This is a genomic window from Haloferax sp. ATB1, from assembly GCF_000730175.1.
This window is the reverse complement of sequence record NZ_JPES01000099.1, coordinates 1-15,099: the sequence shown is the minus strand read 5'-3', so window position 1 is coordinate 15,099 and position 15,099 is coordinate 1. Positions and strand designations below refer to the sequence as shown.

The 15,099-nt window shown below is 65.6% G+C and carries 17 protein-coding genes; 5 read left to right on the top strand and 12 right to left on the bottom strand.

The window, feature by feature from the left end; translation table 11 throughout:
* Positions 1–25: 25 nt before the first annotated feature.
* Genes ATB1_RS16285 through ATB1_RS16265 form a run of 5 tightly spaced genes read right to left on the bottom strand, consistent with a single transcriptional unit; the run spans position 26 to position 4,988 of the window.
* Entirely contained in the window at positions 26–763 is a 738-nt protein-coding gene (locus ATB1_RS16285) for an ABC transporter ATP-binding protein (protein ID WP_042665676.1), read from the bottom strand.
* Entirely contained in the window at positions 760–1,566 is an 807-nt protein-coding gene (locus ATB1_RS16280; protein WP_042665674.1) for an ABC transporter ATP-binding protein, read from the bottom strand. The genes ATB1_RS16285 and ATB1_RS16280 overlap by 4 nt, the downstream gene beginning before the upstream one ends.
* Positions 1,563–2,687 (bottom strand): branched-chain amino acid ABC transporter permease, encoded by a 1,125-nt coding sequence (locus tag ATB1_RS16275; protein ID WP_042665671.1) that lies wholly within the window; start codon positions 2,685–2,687, stop codon positions 1,563–1,565. Before ATB1_RS16275 ends, ATB1_RS16280 begins: the two co-directional genes overlap by 4 nt.
* Entirely contained in the window at positions 2,684–3,625 is a 942-nt protein-coding gene (locus ATB1_RS16270) for a branched-chain amino acid ABC transporter permease (RefSeq protein WP_042665670.1), read from the bottom strand. The genes ATB1_RS16275 and ATB1_RS16270 overlap by 4 nt, the downstream gene beginning before the upstream one ends.
* Positions 3,626–3,677: 52 nt before the next feature.
* Entirely contained in the window at positions 3,678–4,988 is a 1,311-nt protein-coding gene (locus ATB1_RS16265; protein ID WP_052368070.1) for an ABC transporter substrate-binding protein, read from the bottom strand.
* A gap of 180 nt (positions 4,989–5,168) precedes the next feature.
* On the opposite strand from ATB1_RS16265, the gene ATB1_RS16260 reads away from it, so the two are divergent.
* A complete protein-coding gene (locus tag ATB1_RS16260; RefSeq protein ID WP_042665666.1) occupies positions 5,169–6,008 on the top strand; it encodes a proline dehydrogenase family protein in 840 nt (279 codons plus the stop codon).
* A 30-nt stretch (positions 6,009–6,038) separates the two neighbouring features.
* Here ATB1_RS16260 and ATB1_RS16255 read toward each other — a convergent pair whose 3' ends face one another.
* On the bottom strand, positions 6,039–6,758 hold the full coding sequence (locus ATB1_RS16255; protein WP_042665664.1) for a helix-turn-helix domain-containing protein: 720 nt from the start codon (positions 6,756–6,758) through the stop codon (positions 6,039–6,041).
* Between the two features lie 132 nt (positions 6,759–6,890).
* Between ATB1_RS16255 and ATB1_RS16250 the strand changes: the two genes are divergently transcribed.
* Positions 6,891–8,417, top strand: a complete 1,527-nt coding sequence (locus ATB1_RS16250; protein ID WP_042665662.1) for an aldehyde dehydrogenase family protein — start codon at positions 6,891–6,893, stop codon at positions 8,415–8,417.
* 53 nt (positions 8,418–8,470) lie between these two features.
* Here ATB1_RS16250 and ATB1_RS16245 read toward each other — a convergent pair whose 3' ends face one another.
* The 4 genes from ATB1_RS16245 to ATB1_RS16230 all read right to left on the bottom strand — a co-directional run bounded on the left by ATB1_RS16245 (position 8,471) and on the right by ATB1_RS16230 (position 10,161).
* Complete coding sequence (locus ATB1_RS16245) at positions 8,471–8,788, bottom strand: hypothetical protein (protein ID WP_042665709.1); 318 nt, start codon at positions 8,786–8,788, stop codon at positions 8,471–8,473.
* 429 nt (positions 8,789–9,217) lie between these two features.
* Complete coding sequence (locus tag ATB1_RS16240) at positions 9,218–9,649, bottom strand: SRPBCC family protein (RefSeq protein ID WP_042665660.1); 432 nt, start codon at positions 9,647–9,649, stop codon at positions 9,218–9,220.
* A 43-nt stretch (positions 9,650–9,692) separates the two neighbouring features.
* Positions 9,693–9,917 carry a hypothetical protein gene (locus ATB1_RS16235; RefSeq protein ID WP_004043755.1) on the bottom strand — a complete coding sequence of 75 codons (225 nt, stop codon included), beginning with the start codon at positions 9,915–9,917 and terminating at the stop codon, positions 9,693–9,695.
* Positions 9,918–9,978: 61 nt separating this feature from the next.
* The gene (locus ATB1_RS16230) at positions 9,979–10,161 is read right to left on the bottom strand and encodes a hypothetical protein (protein ID WP_004043756.1); all 183 of its coding nucleotides are present in this window, start codon (positions 10,159–10,161) and stop codon (positions 9,979–9,981) included.
* A gap of 154 nt (positions 10,162–10,315) precedes the next feature.
* Here ATB1_RS16230 and ATB1_RS16225 point away from each other — a divergent pair, with 154 nt between their 5' ends.
* Positions 10,316–11,473 (top strand): LEA type 2 family protein, encoded by a 1,158-nt coding sequence (locus tag ATB1_RS16225; RefSeq protein WP_042665659.1) that lies wholly within the window; start codon positions 10,316–10,318, stop codon positions 11,471–11,473.
* A 184-nt stretch (positions 11,474–11,657) separates the two neighbouring features.
* The gene (locus ATB1_RS16220) at positions 11,658–12,101 is read left to right on the top strand and encodes a hypothetical protein (RefSeq protein ID WP_082256464.1); all 444 of its coding nucleotides are present in this window, start codon (positions 11,658–11,660) and stop codon (positions 12,099–12,101) included.
* A gap of 48 nt (positions 12,102–12,149) precedes the next feature.
* Here ATB1_RS16220 and ATB1_RS16215 read toward each other — a convergent pair whose 3' ends face one another.
* The gene (locus tag ATB1_RS16215) at positions 12,150–13,181 is read right to left on the bottom strand and encodes a phosphate uptake regulator PhoU (protein WP_042665658.1); all 1,032 of its coding nucleotides are present in this window, start codon (positions 13,179–13,181) and stop codon (positions 12,150–12,152) included.
* A gap of 316 nt (positions 13,182–13,497) precedes the next feature.
* Between ATB1_RS16215 and ATB1_RS16210 the strand changes: the two genes are divergently transcribed.
* Entirely contained in the window at positions 13,498–13,872 is a 375-nt protein-coding gene (locus tag ATB1_RS16210) for a carboxymuconolactone decarboxylase family protein (RefSeq protein WP_082256463.1), read from the top strand.
* 79 nt (positions 13,873–13,951) lie between these two features.
* Here the strand turns inward: ATB1_RS16210 and ATB1_RS16205 are convergent, their stop codons facing one another.
* Positions 13,952–15,016 (bottom strand): ATP-NAD kinase family protein, encoded by a 1,065-nt coding sequence (locus tag ATB1_RS16205; RefSeq protein WP_042665654.1) that lies wholly within the window; start codon positions 15,014–15,016, stop codon positions 13,952–13,954.
* Positions 15,017–15,099: the final 83 nt, after the last annotated feature.

Here is a 15,099-nt window from a genome sequence, read left to right as displayed (position 1 = left end):
GCGGGTCGCCCCCGCGGCTCGTGAGTTACTTACCTTCGACGCCCTCGTAGTCCGCGCCGCCCATGTAGAGCCGCGAGACTTCGGGGTCGTCGAGGAGGCCGTCGGCGTCGCCCTCGTAGGCGACGGTCCCCTGGTCGAGGACGTAGCCGCGGTCGGAGATGCCGAGCCCCTCGCGGGCGTTCTGCTCGACCATCAGGACCGCCGTCCCGAGTTCGTTCACCTTCTTCACGTCCTCGAACACCGACTCGACGATGTTGGGCGCGAGGCCCGCCGAGGGCTCGTCGATGAGGAGCACTTCGGGCTCCATCACGAGCGCGCGGGCGAACGCGAGCACCTGCCGCTGGCCGCCCGAGAGCGTCCGCGCCTTCGCCGAGCGCTTCTCGTCGAGAATCGAGAACTGGTCGTACAGCTCGTCGATTCGGGCCTGAAGGCCCCCGGAGCGGGCGACGCCGCCCATCTTGAGGTTCTCGTCGATGGTGAGAGAGGAAAAGACGTTGTCTACCTGCGGGACGTAGCCCATCCCGACGCGGACGAGGTCCTCCGGCTCCTCGCCGGTGATGTCCTGCCCACTCAGTTCGACCGAGCCGGTCCACGGCTTGAGGAGGCCGAACACCGTCTTGAGAACGGTCGACTTCCCCGCGCCGTTCGGGCCGATGATGCAGACGATTTCGTCCGATTCGAGGTGGAGCGTCAGGTCGCGGAGGACCTGCACCTCGCCGTAGCCGCTGTCGACGCCGGCGACGTCGAGTGCGCGCTCGGTCATGGGCCGGCCCCCCCGAGGTACGCCTCGATGACGCGGTCGTCAGAGCGGACTTCGTCCGGCGAGCCCTCCATGAGCACCTTCCCTTGGTCGAGAACGATGATGGGGTCTGCGAGGTCCATGATAAACGGCATGTCGTGTTCGATGATGAGGAAGGTCTGGCCCTCCTCGTTGAGTTCGCGGATGAACCGCTTGATGTCGTTTGCGAGCGTCGGGTTGACGCCGGCGACCGGCTCGTCCAAAAGCAGGATGTCGGGGTCCGTCGTGAACGCCCGCGCAAGCTCGACGAGCTTCATCTGCCCGCCGGAGAGGTCGGTCGATGGCTGGTCGATGAGGTGCCCGATTTCGAACCGTTCGAGCAACTCGCGCGTCTGTTCGATGTTCGCCCGCTCCTCTTCGGTCACGTCGGAGCCGGAGAAGAAAAGCGAGAAGATGGACTCGCCTTTCTGCGGGCCGGGGCCGACGAGCATCGCCTCGCGGACGGACATCCCCTCCAGTCGACGGGGCGTCTGGAAGGTCCGAACGAGTCCCTTTCGGGCGCGCTCGTGCGGTTCGAGGCCGGTCACGTCCTCGCCGTTGACGGTGACGTGGCCGGCGTCGTTCTCGTAGAAGCCGGAGATGAGGTTGAACAGCGTGGACTTGCCCGCGCCGTTCGGCCCGATCATTCCGGTAATGGTCCCGCGTTCGACCTCGATGGAGACGCCGTCGGTGGCGACGAGGCCGCCGAACGCCTTCTCCAGGTCGGTCGTCTTCAGGACGACGTCGTCCTTGCCGAGGTGGGCACCCTCGTACGCGCCGTCGTTCATCTGTCGTCACCCCCGTTCGAGGCGGTGCCGCCGTCCGGGACGGCACCCGACGGTGACGCGCCGCCGGTACTGCTCTCGTCGCGCGCCGCCGGCCAGATGAGTTCGTCCTTCGGTGGAAGGAGTCCGTCCTGCCGGAAGCGCATGATGAGGATGATGAGCCCGCCGACGAACAGCAGTCGCAGCGGAGCCAAGTCGATGCCGAGCGTCTGGATGAACCCGATGTCGTTGAGGAAGCGGGTCCCCTCGCGGATGGCGATGACGACGGCCGCGCCGACGACCGCTCCGCGGTTCGACCCGGTCCCGCCGAGGATGACGGCGATCCAGATGTAGAACGTCGTCAGGGGGACGAGGTCGGAGGGGTCGATGTAGAGGTTCAAGTGCGCGTAGAACGCCCCGGCGATGGCCATGATGACCGAGCCGATGACGAACGCCTGCATCTTGAACTGGTAGGTGTTTTTACCGAGCGCCTTCGCGAGGTCCTCGTCGGACCGGATGGTCCGGAGGACGCGCCCCCACGGCGACCGGTGGACGCGCCGGAGGAACAGGTAGACGACCGCGATGAGGACGACCACGATTGCGGCCGTCGTCGCGGCGTCTGTCAGCGGGAGCCACGACATGAGGTTCGGGATGCCGCTGATACCGCTCGAACCGGCGGTCCACTGGCGCTCGTTGAGGATGATGGCGCGGATAACCTCGGCCAGTCCGAGGCTGGCGATGGCGAGGTAGTCCTCGCGCAGGCGCAGCGTCGGGATACCGATGAGCACCGCGATGAACGCGCTCACGACGATTGCCGCGAGGAACCCGAACACCGGGTGGAGTCCGAGTCCGAGCGGGGAGTTCGGCGCGGTCAACAGCGCGGCGCAGTAGGCGCCGATGCCCCAGAATGCGGCGACGGAGAAGTTGATGAGCCCGGCGTAGCCCCACTGGACGTTGAGTCCGAGCGAGAGCAGGGCGTACATCCCGACGAGCGCGATTTGGAACAGGAGGAACCGCGGTCCGATGACGCCGGTGAGGACGCCAGCGAGGAGTAGCACCGTGATGAGCCCGAGCGTGGCGAAGATGCGTCGCTCGGTCGCGTCGCGGATGAGGGTCTCGCTCACCCACGAAGAGACTGCGCTCATCCGCTATCACCCGCGATTCCGCTCGGGCGAACGAGCAGGATGGCGACCATGATGACGAACGCGACGGCCGCGGCGTACCGCGAGCCGACCGGGATGATGCCCCACTGGTTGAAAAGCGGAACCAGCTCGTGGACCATCCCGATGACGAGGCCGCCGAGCATCGCGCCGTAGACGGAACCGATGCCGCCGAGGATGACCGCGGCGAAGACGATGAGCAGGATGTCGAAGCCCATGCGCGGGCGGACGAGTTCCTCTAATCCGAGGAAGACGCCGCCGGCCGCGGCGAGCGCGCCGCCGATGAGCCACATGGCGAGGATGACCTCGCTGGTCCGAATCCCGCTGACCCGCGCGAGGTCCGCGTTGTCGGCGGTCGCACGCATCTTCCGGCCGAGCGTCGTCCGCGTCAGCGTCAGGTGCAGCGCGGTCACGAGCACGATGGTGAGCGTCACGACGACGAGGTTACGCGGGGTGACCGCGATACCGAGCGTCTCGCGGACCCACGGAATCGGTCCCTGTCTGGGGACGCCGTAGCGCTCGGCTTCGGTCCCGAACGACAGGAAGACGAGCGCCCGATAGACGAGCGCGACCCCGATGCTGGAGATGAGCAGGCCGATAGAGTCGGACCCCTTCACCGGTTGGTAGATGGCGCGGTCGGTGATGACGGAGATGACCGCCGCCGCCCCCATGCCGAACGCGAGCGCGAGGAAGAACCAAAGCGGCAGGCCGAACACGCCCGCGTCGCCCAGCATCGGCCGGAGGAACCCGACCGAGAACAGCGCGGAGAACGCCCCCACGGTCATGAGGTCGCCGTGGGCGAAGTTCGCGAAGTCCGCGATGCTGTAGACGAGCGACAGCCCGATGGCCGCGAGGACGATGATGCTCGAAAACACCACGCCGTTGGCGACGTACTGGAAGGGGCTGATTTGGAGCGGTATCACGGCTCCGGAACCCTCCAGTCGGTCGGTCGGCGTCCGTTCCGTGCGTGCATGGTTAGCTCGTGATGTAGTCGCCGAACACGTACTCGTGGTCCTGGACGCTGTAAATCTGGTAGTAGCCCGGCGGGTCGCCGTTCTCGTCGAGGTCGACAGGCCCGCTGACGCCCTGATAGTTGATGTCGCTCGGCGAGCCGCCGTCGCGGAGGACGGCCGCGGCCTCCTCGAAGTTGAAGACCTCCTCGCCCTCGGGACGGGTCACGTCGCGGACGACGGACGCGAGGGCCTCGCCGGAGAACTCGTCGGCCGCCTCGATGGCGAGCGCCGCCACCGTGACGGCGTCGTAGGCGTACGCCGACCAGACCGTCGGCGTCGCGTCGTAGTTCTCTTCGAACGCGGAGACGAAGTTCTGGTAGTTCTCCTGGTCCTGCGGGGCGCTCTCGGTGATACCCTTCATGCCGTCCATGCTCCCCGCGGGCGTGTTTTCGATGATTGAGTCGGCGACGGTGGACTCCGCGCCGTAGTAGTCGACGGCCGTGTTGTAACCCTGGTCGAACCCCTCGTTGACCATGACGGTGTACTCGTTGGCGTACGTGATGAACACCCACGCGGAGGCGTCCGTCGAGGCCATCTCGGTGAGGATGCCGCTGTACGACGACTGCCCCTGGTCGTGGGGCTCGTTGTAGGCGACGGTGCCGCCGAGGTCGGACTCGAACGTCTCGGCGAACACGTCCGAGAGGCCAGTCCCGTAGTCGTTGTTGATCCACGTGACGGCGACGGTGTCGTGGCCGTCGTCGTTGACGAGATTGGCGAGCGCCTGCCCCTTTGCGGCCCCCGAGGGGCTCATGCGGAGCAGGTTCGGCCGCGACGTGAGTTCGGGGCTCGTGCTGTTCTGGCTGATTTGGACGACGCCGGCGTCGTTGGTGACGCTGTCGTGGATGGCGATGGAGACGCCCGAGCCGACAGAGCCGATGAGGAGCGGCACGCCGTCCTGGTTGACGAGCTTCTGCGCGCCGTTGACCCCGCCTTGGTTCGTACTCTCGTCGTCCTCGACGGAGATTCTTAGCGACGCCCCCTCGGAGCCGATGCCTGCCTCGTTGATGGCGGCGAGTGCGAGTTCGCGGCCGCGGGTGTTGCGCTCGCCGTAGGGCGCGAGCGACCCGGTGAGCGAGTCGACCATGCCGATGGTGTACGACTCGCCGCTGCCACCGCTTTCCTCGGTCGTCGTGGTGGTCTCCTCACCGCCGCCACCGCCACTCTCCTCAGTCGTCGTGGCCGTGGCCGTGCCCTCGTCTTCGCCTTCGAGACAACCGGCGGTCGCCCCGACAAGTGAGAGTCCCGACAGCTTCAGCAGCGTTCTGCGGTCCATGTCGTGTGGTGACATAACAAGCTATGCTCTCCAATTATCGTAAATATACCTGTAACCGTCCATGGTCGGGAGCCCGAAACCCGCCGGACGAAACGAGCGTCCGGGGATTATTTCAGTAATATTTTTCAGAATTATTTGGTAGGGTCTCTCTTTAGGGTATGTGTCTCACAATAGCGGGACATGATACCCCCCATCGCGAACAACTTCGTGGCGGGTGAGACGGCCGACGGGGCGGTCTCGCACGTCGAGTCGCTGAACCGCGACGGCATCGCGGGGATACTGAACCTGCTCGGCGAGCACTACACCGACCGAGCCGACGCCGACGCCGACGCCGACGCGTACGTCGACCTCGTCCGCCAACTGGGCGCGACGAACCTCGACGGGTGCGTCTCGGTGAAACCCTCACAGATCGGCCTCGACATCGGCGACCACGCGTTCCGGGAGAACCTCGACCGCATCGTCGACGCCGCGGACGCCGAGGACGTGTTCGTCTGGGTCGACATGGAGGACCACGAGACGACCGACGTGACCCTCGACGCCGTCGACGACTTGGGTCACCGGACGGGCGGGAACGTCGGCGTCTGCGTGCAGGCGAACCTGAAACGCACGCGCGAGGACCTCGAACGCCTCGCCGAGGTCCCCGGGAAGGTCCGCCTCGTCAAGGGCGCGTACAACGAACCGGCGTCCATCGCGTACAAGGAGAAGTCGAAGGTGGACGAGGTGTACGAAGAGCTCCTCGAATACATGTTCACCGAGTTCGACGACGGCGTCGCGGTCGGCAGTCACGACCCGCACATGATCGCGCACGCCCGACACCTCCACGAACAGTACGGGACGCCCTACGAGGTGCAGATGCTCATGGGCGTGCGCGAGGACGGCCAGCGCGACCTCGCCGACGCCGATATCGAGATGTGGCAGTACGTCCCCTACGGGGACAAGTGGTTCTCCTACTTCTACCGGCGCGTCCGCGAGCGGAAATCGAACGCGCTGTTCGCGCTCCGCGCCGTCGCCGGCATCTGAGTCGGGACAGGGCCCCCGACTCGTCCCGTGCTACTGCGGGTCGAGCAGTTTCGATTCCGCCTTTCGGAGGTGTTCGAGCAGCGTCGTCTTCGAGATGTCCATCTCGGCGGCGAGTTCGCGGGTGGATACCTCACGGGGCCAGCGGTAGTAGCCTTCCTCGCGCGCGAGTTCGAACGCCTGCCGCTGGCTTCGGGTGAGCGTGTCGAGCCGCCGACTGCGCTCCGGTTCCGCGCCCTCGGACGTGGAGATGGAGGCGACGCGAATCTCGGCTCCGGTCTCGTCCATGACGGTCTCGATGCGAGGCTGAATCTCTTCTCTCGCGCCCGCGAACCAGACTTCCCACCGCTCCCGGCCGTTTTCTATCTGCGTGGGGGCGCTGTGGACGAAGCCCTGCTTGAGTAGCTCCGGACACATCATGTCGCTCGGGTCGTACTCCAAGAAGAACTCGCGGGCGACCGGGCCGGGCGCGACGTGCTTCCCGCGGGAGTCGAACCGCTCTTGCAGTTCCAACACTTCGCCGGTAAGGTCCGAGTCGGCGATAACGTCGAGGAGCGTTTCGACCTCGTCGAGCGACTCGCCGTAGGCGGTGAACAGTCCGTTCGACCGCTCGACGCCCGCGGTGGGGGCGTCGTAGATGGCGTGTGCGAGGATGCCGCCGTCGTACTCGCTCGTCGATTCTATCGCCCAGCAGTTCGGATGCCACAGGTCGAGCGTGAGGCGCGTACCTTCACCTGACGTGCGCTCGCTCATACACCGGGTAATACGCCGCTACGTAAGATGTTGTCTGTGGTCACTCGGGTGTGGGTTGACGCACCGACCCGGCCACGTCCCTTCCATGGGAGGGTCCGGGGTTATTAATCCTAGTTGTGACTCTAGAGTCATATGGCGCAGGACGAATATCGGCACTATATCGACGGCGAGTGGACGGACGGAACCGGCGACGAGACGTTCGAGAGCACGAACCCCGCCACGGGCGAGTCGCTGGGGACGTTCCGACGCGGCACGCCCGAGGACATCGACGCGGCGGCCGCCGCGGCCGACGAGGCGTACGAGGAGTGGCGCGAACTCTCGCACATCGACCGCGCGGAGTACCTCTGGGACATCTACCACGAACTGCGCGACCGCACCGAGGAACTCGCGGAGGTCGTCACCAAGGAGTGCGGCAAGGAGATTTCCGAGGGCCGCGCCGACGTCATCGAGGCGTACCACATGGTCGAGTGGGCCGCGGGCGACGCCCGCCACCCCAAAGGCGACGTGATTCCCTCCGAGATTCCCGCGAAGGACGCCTACATGCGCCGCAAACCCCGCGGCGTCGTCGGCTGTATCACCCCGTGGAACTTCCCGGTCGCCATCCCCTTCTGGCACATGGCCGTCGCGCTCGTCGAGGGCAACACCGTCGTCTGGAAGCCCGCCGAGCAGACGCCGTGGTGCGGTCAGATCATCGCGGAGATGTTCGAGGACGCCGGCATTCCGGACGGCGTGTTCAACATGGTACAGGGCTTCGGCGACGCCGGCGCGAGCATCGTCGACGACGAGCGCGTCGACTCCGTGCTGTTCACGGGCTCCGCCGAGGTCGGCCACGAGGTCGCGAGCAAGGTGGCCCAACAGCCCGGCAAGCTCGCCGCGTGTGAGATGGGCGGCAAGAACAACGTCGTCATCACGGAGAAGGCGGACCTCGACATCGCGGTCCACTCCGCGACGATGTCGTCGTTCAAGACCACCGGCCAGCGCTGTGTCTCCTCCGAGCGCATCATCGTCCACGAGGACGTGTACGACGAGTTCAAGGAACGCTTCGTCGAGAACGCGAAGAGCGTCTCCGTGGGCGACCCGCTCCGCGAGGACACCTTCATGGGCCCCCTCATCGAGGAGGGCCACAAGGAGAAGGTCACGAAGTACAACGAACTCGCGGCGAAGGAGGGCGTGAACGTCCTCGTCGACCGCACCGAACTCGACGACGACGAGATTCCCGAGGGCCACGAGGCGGGCCACTGGGTCGGGCCGTTCGTCTACGAGGCGGACCCCCACGACGACCTCCGCTGTACCCACGAGGAGGTCTTCGGTCCCCACGTCGCCCTCCTGAAGTACTCCGGTGACATCGAGGACGCCGTCGAGATTCAGAACGACACCGACTACGGACTGGCCGGTGCCGTCATCTCCGAGGACTACCGCCAGATCAACTACTTCCGCGACCACGCCGAGGTCGGCCTCGCCTACGGGAACCTCCCGTGTATCGGCGCGGAGGTCCACCTCCCGTTCGGCGGCGTGAAGAAGTCCGGCAACGGCTACCCCTCGGCCCGCGAAATCATCGAGGCCGTCACCGAGCGCACCGCGTGGACGCTCAACAACTCCAAGGAGATTCGCATGGCGCAGGGCCTCTCCGCGGACATCAAGACCAAAGAAGACGAGTAAGGTCGGTTACCCGCCGCGGCCCCGCATCTGTCCCACCTTTTCGCTCCGTCGTTTCACCCGTCGTCCGCGGACGCTTCCTCACGGTGAGCGGCCGCCGTAACGTAGACGCCGGGCATGTCCGTCCCCTCGACGGTCAGCGTCACTTCCTCGTCCTCGTCGACGTGGCGGTCGGTCACGACGGTCACCGCTTCGATGGGGTCGCGGCGGACGAACGCCCAGATGAGGTCGAGTATCGAGGGGTGACCGCCCTTCCGGACGACGAGCACGTGGCGCGAGTCGGCCAGCGCCCGGAGTTCGGGCGACAGGTCCTCTTCGTCGAGTTCGTCCGGGGGGATGGCGTGCAGCACGTCGCCTCGAATCGCCTCGGTCATGGTGTCTCCACGGCCCCCGGAGGAAAGAAGCGTGCGCTCCGAGACGCGGCCGGTATCGGCGACCGACAGCGCCGTGGCTCGGAGCGAAGCGGTCGTCAAAAGGCGGAGGCGAATTCGCCTCCCGCCGAATCTCGTGTCACCAGTTGGCGAAGTGAGACGAGGGGAGTGCGCTCCCACCGGGCTTGGGAGCGCGAAACGACGTGGCCACGTCGTTTCGGATGCCGCAACGGACCCCGAAACGTTGCGGCGGGTGCGGCGGATGTGGAGTCGCCGACGACTGGCGAGAAAAGCGCCTATTGCGTCGGCGACTTTCGCTTAGGAGCCGTGATGTATAAACCCACCGCAACACGGGTTCCCACGCCCCGTGAGCGCACGGTTCTTGGGGTTCGTCTCACCGGTCTCGACGGGACCGAACGGTCGTCTTCGGTCTCAGGCGGTCGCTTCGAACTCGCGCCGGAGCGCCGCTTCGAGGTTGTCGAGTTCGCGGTCGAGGTTGCGCTCGAAGAACGCCTCTACACCCGGTAGCCGGCCGTCGACGATGAACTCGTTGACGAGGCGGCTCCCGCCGTCACGCTCTTCGATGGTGTGTTCGCCCGTCACCCGCATCACCCGCGACTTGCCGACGAACTTGACGTGCGTCGGCTCGTCGACTTCGATGTCTTCGGTCTCGACGGTCACCGTCGAGCGGATGAGCGGAATCGGCAGTTCGAGGTACCACGTCGCGTGGCGGCCGTCGTCGGCCACGTCGAAGCGGTCGACGACGCTGATAGCCCCCGCTCGCTTGGCCGGGTCGGCGATAAACTCCCAGACGCGCTCGCCGGGAGCGTCGAACTCGAAGGTTCGTTTCACGCGGACGGTCATGGGATACCATCACACCTCCACAGTAAAAAGCCGTGGAATCGCCTCAGCTTCGGGTGACGCGCCACGTCGTCGAGCGGGCGCGGCCCCACTTCTCGATTTCGACGTCCTCGGACTTCTCGGCCAGCCGCGGCAGGCGGGACCCGACCTGCTTCGCGGTGAGACCGATGGCTTCGGCGATGTTCTTCGCCCGGAAGTAGCCCTCGCCGCGGCTGACGCTGTCGCGGAGATAGGCGAGAATGCGTTGTTCCTCGTCGGTGTACTCAGTCATCCTCGGGCCGTCTAGGGAATGGGCGTTATTAACGGTTACCCGTGTTCCTCAACGTTGATAGCTACTGGAACAGATGCGCACCGCAGACGGCCAGCGAGGCCGCGATAATCGCTACCATAAATCCGAGCGCCTTCGTCAACTGGTCCGGTCCGGCGACCATCAGCCCTGCGCCGACGAGCGTGAGCACGCCGAACAACGCCGCAAAGCCGATGGACTTGTCGGATTGAACCGTCTTGGTTTCCATGTTTCCGACCTTCGCGGGTGCGCACTTAGTTCATTCGACACCGCCTGTCGTGGGGCGTCGTGACGTGGGCGCAAGGTGTGTGGCATGGTCCCGTGGACCGACCCCGCGCTCGGCCGTTCGACATATGTACCACTAGTCTCGTGTGTCCACAACGATGGGACTGACATCCGCGCTGTTCGGCGGAAAACTCCGTATCGCACTCGTCGCGCTGGTGCTCGTCGCGGCCGGCGTCGGCGGGGCGTACGTGACCGGCGTCATCGGCGCGCCGAGCGTCGACCGGGTCGACAACCGGTTCGCCGGGGTCAACGAGACGGAGACGGTCATCGAGACCGACCTGTACGTCTCGAACCCCAACCCGCTTTCGGCGAATCTCTCGGGCCTCGAAGTCGACTACGGCGTCGAGATGAACGGAATTCGGATGGCGACGGGCGAGAAGGAAGGCGTCGCTATCGGGCGGGGGACCTCGGCGGTCCCGCTCCGGACGACCCTCGAAAACGAGCGCATCCCCGAGTGGTGGGTCTCGCACATCCAGAACGGCGAACACACCGACCTCGTCGTGGACGCAAACGTCTCCTCGGAGACGCTCGGCCGGACCTTCGAAGCGCCCGAGATAACCCGGAGCATCGACACCGACCTGCTGTCGGCGTTCAACTCCACGGAGACCCGCGAGATAGACGCGGACTCGCCGGTCGTCTCCGACCCCGTGTTGTACGTCAACGAGACGAGCGCCGAGTGGGGCGAGTCCACGGGCGAGCGCACGGCGCTCGAACTCACGTTCGTCGTCCACAACCCCAAGCCGTACCCGGTCGCAGTCTCCGAACTCGGCTACGACATCTCCATGAACGACGTGGACGTGGGCGAAGGGACGACCAACTCCGAGTACGTCATCCCGCCGCAGTCGACCGAGACCATCGAGGCGACGACCTACATTCAGAACGACAAACTCGACGAGTGGTGGGTCTCGCACCTCGAACGCGACCAGACGACCGACCTGCGCATCGACTTCTACGCGAACCTCGACGCCGGCGGCACGACCCTCCGCGTTCCGCTCGACCCGCTGACCTACGAAAAGACGTTCGAGACGGACATCTTCGGGAACAAGGCGGCGTCGGAGGGGAACGAGACGGCGACCCAGACGGCCACGGAAACCGCGACGACCACCTCGACCGCGACTGCAACTGAGACGTCGACAGACACCGCGACGGCGACAACGACGACAACCGAGACGACAACGACCGCTACGACAACAACGACGACTACGACAACCACGTCGGACGGCGGAACCACCACGACCGACGACGGCCTCCTGTAGCGGCCGTGTCCCACCCCGCGGCGGACGGCGAGTCGAACCCTCGTGCGACCGCCCCGGTTCGCCGAGAAATCTTCGGTGATTCCTGACTCAGCCGACAACCCTTTACCGTCGGGCGAGATATTCGATGATATGACACGGAGTACCCACGCTCCTGATCGAGTTCTTCTCCCGTAATGAGAACCCTGTGTCCGTCGAGAGCGACGACGAAACCATCGTCGTCTCCTTTGGCGACCAGTCCTGTGAACTGTCCCGAGACGCCGCCGCCGACCTGCAGGAGGCCATCGGCTCGGCGCTGACCGAGAAACGAGAGTTCTTCCGCACGGCCGGCGAGTACCGCCGGGACGGAAGCTACGTCGTCTCCCGCCGTGGCGCGGACTCCACTGGCAACGCGAAGGTGTTCACCAGTTTCGACGAACTGCGTCGACTGTACGACCGCCTGCCCGAGCGCTTTACCGCCGAGGACATCGGCCGAACCGGCATCACGGGGTCGCGGCGTCACATGATACTCCGGCACTTCGGCGAGCATCCGGCGTTCGACTGCCGCATCGCCAGTCGCAACCCGCTGACGGGCGAAAAAGAGTCGTCCGAGACCGAGAACAGCGAGGCGATGGAAGTCATCGCCGACTGAGCGCGACGGCGCGCCGCCGCCCCGTCGCCCGCGATTTCTTTCGACTTCTCAGTCTATCGTGACGTGGTCCGATTCCTCGTTGAGCGCGAGGTTCGACGCGATTTCGGCGTTCCGCATCGCGTACTGCGCGGTCTGCTGGAGGCTCACGAGCACCTCGCGAATCTGGAGGAGCTTTTGGTTTTCCATCTCCGGGAGGTCGTTGAGGATGTCGCGCTCGCGGTCGCTTATCTCGCGGAACAGCTCTCGGCACTCGATTGTGAGGTCGTAGTCGCGCTCGACGACGGCCCGCACCGCGGTCGTCGTAATCTCGTCGACGTGGTCCGTGAACTCGCGGATGCGCCGCATCGTCGACTGGTCGACGTCGATAGTGTGTCCATCGGCGTCCATGACGATGTTGGCGATGTCCTCGGCGTTGTCGGCGGTCAGTTCGAGGTTCTTCGCCACCGAACGGTAGCCGATGAGCGGGAAGCCGGAGTCGAGGCCGACCGCCCGCGCGAGGTTGGGGTTCTGGTAGGACGTGAAGATGAGTCGGAGCAGGAGGACGAAAATCTTGTTCGCCTGTCGCTCGCGGTTGAGCGCCCGCTGGGCGAGGTCGGGGTTGCCGTGGGCGAGCGCCTTGACGGCCTCGCCGCGCATCGTGCTCCCCGTGTTTTCGAGGCGTTCGAGCAGGTTGTTGAGGGTGAAGTCCTCCGCGTCAACCGAACAGCGAATCGCGATTCGCTCGGGCGTCTCCTCGATGACGCCGAGGCCCATGAGTTGGGTCTCGGCCTTGTAGACGGCGTTGATGTGGTCCGAATCGAGCGCGCCTTCGCTTTTTTCGATGTGAATGACGCGCCGTCCGAGGACGTACTGCGCCACGATGGCGCGTTCGAGCGCCTCCGCGTTCAGACTGTCAGCGCGAATCGTCGCCTTCGAATCTTCGGTGTTGACCGATTCGGGGAGAACGGTCAGCGTTCCCTTCCCGCTCGTCCGAATGGTCACTTCGTCGCCCTTCTCGACGTTGTGTTCCTTGGCCCACTCCGCTGGAAGCGTCATCGCCAGCGTGGAGGGACCGAGACGCTGGACTTTCCGGGTTTCCATGCCAGTCAGAACCCATCCAATGACCTTAAATCTCACTATATTACACCCTCCATGAATAATGGGTAGTGGGTCTCATTGCACATGATTCCAAATATTAAATCATCCACGTCGAGCGGTCGGGACGGGGAGAGAACTGTCCCGTCTACCGGCGTATTAACCCCGAATTTCCCCGGAACATCGTCGATACAGACATGTTATAATTTCCCAGACGGTTCATAACTTTACTGCTCCGGATCCTCGTAATAAGCACCTCCATAGCGACGGGACTGCGGAGGTAACGGGGAAAGAAATGCTATCGAAAGACACACGACAAGAGATGGAGGGAATGCTCGGTCAAGTCCCGAGTTGGATGGAGGACTTGGCAGAACCGGCGAGCGAACACAGTTGGGGGCTCTTCCGCGACCTCAATCTAGGGGAAGACACCGAACTGTCCGGGAGAGAGAAAGCGCTCATCGGCGTCGGCGTCGCGGCCGCGACTAGCTGTCCCTACTGTATCTACTTCCACACCGAGGAAGCGCGGTTGAGCGGCGTCACGGACGAGGAACTCAAAGAGGCAGTCAATCTCGCCGCCGACACGAAGTACTTCTCGACGGTTCTCCACGGGAACGAGACCGACCTCGACGAGTTCAAGACCGAAACGGACGAAATCGTCGAGTACATCACGAAACAACAGGCACCGGCGGACGACTAACGAGGCGGCCGACGGGAGCGGTCTCTCGCTCGATTTTTTCTGTTGGCGTGCCGAGTCGGCCGCGACTGACGTGCGACGTTCACTCGATTTTCATCATCCGCCGCTCGACGCGACCCACGCGGACTTTCGTCCACCCGCGGAGGTCGGCGTCGAGGTCGGGGTCGTCGGTGTCGACCCGGAGGACCGGAATCGCGTCGAGCTTCGACCGCGAGGCGACGACCGACACGTCACAGCGGCGAATCACCGCCGGGGAGAGTTGGGGGTTGCCGCGGCCGAAGACGAAGCCCTGTCCGCCGATGGGCGTGACGACGATGACGTTCTCCTCGCCGAGGTTATCGAGGATGTCGGCCTCCGTCGCGTCGCGGGCGAGCACCTCGCCGTCGCGGTAGACGTCGACGCCGAGCGGCGACCCGTCGATGCCCAACTCGGCTTTCACCGCGCCGACGGTGCTGCCGGGGCCGAGGACGTAGGTGACGCCCTCGGTCGCACGGATGTCGTCGGCGACGCCCGCGGCGAGCGCCTCGACGGTCCCGCCGCCGGTCTGTTTCGACGACTGGAGGTCCTCGGCGACGGGGACGTGCGCGACCGCCCGGAGTTCCGGCCTGACCTCGCCCTCGCGGTAGTCGTCCTCGTCGATGTCCATGACCTCGCGGGCCTCGGTCCGCTCGAACGACGTGACGACGTGGGCGGCGTCTTCGGGCGAGACGGCGAAGACGGAGGAGTAGACCTTCACGCCCGCGGGGACGCCGAGCATCGGCACGTCGGTCCCGTCGAGCGCCTCGGCCACGTCGGCCGCGGTGCCGTCGCCGCCGACGAACAACACGAGGTCCGCGTCGGCGGCGACGAACGCCTCGACGGCGGCGATAGTGTCGGCGGCGGTCGTCTCGTCGCCGGACGGCTCGCCGAGCACCTCGGGGTCGAAGCCGGCATCTCGGGCGGCCGMCGCGCCCATCTCGCCGCCCCACGCGAGCAGTTCCGTCTCGGGAGCGGCCTCGAAGAGCCGAGAGAGCGCTCGTCGCGCCCGCTCGGGCGACCGCGGCTCCGCGCCGCGCGCTCTGGCCTCCTCGACTTTCCCGTCGGTTCCCTTCAGGCCGACCCGGCCGCCCATCCCCGCGACGGGGTTGACGACGACACCGATTCGCATGACTGAACGAACCCGCGCCCGGGGGAAAAACGACGCGGTAGCCGGCGGTCGAACCGCCCGCCGCGAGCGACGGTGCCGCGGGC